Annotated in this window: 2 protein-coding genes; both read right to left on the reverse strand. The window is 68.8% G+C overall.

The window, feature by feature from the left end; all coding sequences use genetic code 11:
* Nucleotides 1-59: 59 nt before the first annotated feature.
* A complete protein-coding gene (locus BIS11_RS17350; protein ID WP_253586696.1) occupies nt 60-581 on the reverse strand; it encodes an NAD(P)-dependent oxidoreductase in 522 nt (173 codons plus the stop codon).
* A 9-nt stretch (nt 582-590) separates the two neighbouring features.
* On the reverse strand, nt 591-1,487 hold the full coding sequence (locus BIS11_RS17355) for an NAD(P)-dependent oxidoreductase (RefSeq protein WP_253426773.1): 897 nt from the start codon (nt 1,485-1,487) through the stop codon (nt 591-593).
* Nucleotides 1,488-1,499 lie beyond the last annotated feature (12 nt).

The raw sequence follows: 1,499 nt of genomic DNA on the forward strand, positions 1-1,499 counted from the left end.
ACCCTCTGCCGCGAGGCGGACTTCATCACCCTGCACGTGGGCCTCTCCGAGCAGACGCATCACCTGATCGACGCCGAACGCCTGGCGCTGATGAAGCCCGAGGCGCGCTTGGCAACCGCCTGGCCGATGCTGCCGATGCCGACGATGCCCAGCGTCATGCCGTGCACGTCGCGGCCGAAGCAGCGCGGCCACTCGCCGGCGCGGGTGGCCGCGTCGACCCGGGGCAGGTCGCGGGCCAGCGACAACAGCAGCGCGAAGGTGAAGTCCGCTACCGCGTGACGGTTGGCGGCGGGCACGTTGGTCACGCTCACGCCGTGGCGCTTCGCGGCGGCCAGGTCGATGTTGTCCACGCCCACGCCGTGCTTGGCGACCACCTTGAGGTGGGGCAGCGCGGCGAACACCGCCTCGGTCATCGGGTTGAAGGCGACGATGGCGGCGTCGGCATCGGCGGCGCGGGCGATGAAGTCCGCCTCGCTGATGTCCGCCGGCAGGCTCTCGACGGTGGCGCCCGCCGCCTCGATCAGATCGAAAGGCGTGCGGGAGTACTTGGCGAAGGAAGGGGAGGTGCAGACGATCTTCACGCGAACTCCTTAGAACAGGCTGAGCTGATGGCGGCTGGCGACGATGTCGGACAGCTCCGGCACGAACTTGTCGCCGTCGCCCTGAGCCAGGGCACTGGCGTAGAGATCGCTCACCGCGTGGGCGACGTCGGCCTTCACTTCCAGGGCATCGGCCAGCGCCGCCACGTAGCGGATGTCCTTGCCGGCGTTGGCCAGGGTGAAGCGGTGGGCGTTGCGGTCGCGCTCGAGCACGTACTGGAAGAAGGTCTGGTAGAAGCCGCTGTCCATGCGCGAGCCGCGAATGACGCTGTCGAACACTTGGGGCGAGATGCCGGCCTTGGCGCCGATGGTCAGCGCCTCGGAGAACACCGCGCCGTAGCTCATGGCCAGAAACTGGTTCAACAGCTTCATAGTGTGGCCGGTGCCGACGCCGCCGCAGTGCAGGATCTTGCCCGCCCAGGTCTCGAGCACCGGGCGCAGGCGCGCAAGCGTCTCGTCGTCACTGCCGACGATGGCCTGGAGCTGGCCGGACTCCGCCTGGGTGGGGGTGCCGCCGAGGGCCGCATCCACCAGGGTGATGCCGTCGTCGGCGAGCGACTCGGCCAGGCGCCGGGTCACGGTGGGCTGGGACGTGGAGCAGTCGACGATGATCAGCGCGTTGCCTGCCGCCTTGGCGCCGGCGCGCAGGCCGTTGTCGCCGTCGATCACCTGTTCGACGTGCTCGGAGGTGGGCACGCAGAGAAACACGATGCTGCAGTCGCGGCCCAGCTCGGCGGCGTTCTCACCGCCCTCGGCGCCCTTGGTGACGAGGGCATCGACCGCCACAGCCTTGGGATCGAAGGCCTTGAGCGGGTAGCCCGCGGCGAGGATGTTGGAGGCCATGTAGCCGCCCATCAAGCCGAGTCCGATAAAACCGATGCGTTCCATGATGCTCTCCTT

This window comes from Halomonas sp. 707D4, from assembly GCF_024158685.1.
Classification (GTDB): Bacteria; Pseudomonadota; Gammaproteobacteria; order Pseudomonadales; family Halomonadaceae; genus Vreelandella.

What these genes read in the sequence shown, in the direction of transcription:
- BIS11_RS17355 (WP_253426773.1), bottom strand. Translation starts at nt 1,487, where the DNA reads ATGGAACGCATCGGTTTTATCGGACTCGGCTTGATGGGCGGCTACATG.